We start from the raw sequence: 510 nt of genomic DNA, 5'->3' as shown, positions 1-510 counted from the left end.
AGTATTAAAAGAAGACGATTTCTTTAATTCTCGTGTGATTCGTGATCTTAACGAGTTTAAACAAGCCGCGGATGTGATCGTTTCTAACCGCATGGTTGAAGAACTTGCTGATGTGGCTGATAAAGTTTACACACGCGACCTGTTTGGTAGCGATTAATTAGTCTTTATATTCAAAATAATCTAATAGGCTCCCTCAGAGGAGCCTTTTTTTAGTTGGTAATGGTTATGATTAAAAAATGTTTATTCCCTGCAGCGGGTTACGGTACACGTTTCCTTCCTGCAACTAAGTCGATGCCGAAAGAAATGATGCCAGTGGTGAACAAGCCATTGATTGAATACGGTGTTGAAGAAGCGATTGAAGCCGGCATGGACGGTATGTGCATCGTCACGGGTCGTGGTAAGCACTCGTTAATGGATCACTTTGATAAAAACTACGAGCTAGAGCATCAAATTAGCGGTACAAGTAAAGAAGCGCTGCTTGATGATATTCGTTCTTTGATTGATTCTGCG

The 510-nt window shown here is 41.2% G+C and carries 1 protein-coding gene and 1 pseudogene; both read left to right on the top strand.

Annotated elements, in window-relative coordinates; genetic code table 11:
• Positions 1-157, top strand: a pseudogene (locus R7Z77_RS28640) (UDP-glucose 6-dehydrogenase); the annotation flags it as partial.
• Positions 158-225: 68 nt separating this feature from the next.
• Positions 226-510, top strand: a 285-nt coding sequence (locus tag R7Z77_RS28635; RefSeq protein WP_318137471.1) for a sugar phosphate nucleotidyltransferase, incomplete at its 3' end; no start/stop codon positions are given.

This window comes from Vibrio sp. 1401 (assembly GCF_033340295.1).
Note: the sequence above shows the minus strand (reverse complement) of the source record. Positions and strands in the feature narration are given on the sequence as shown.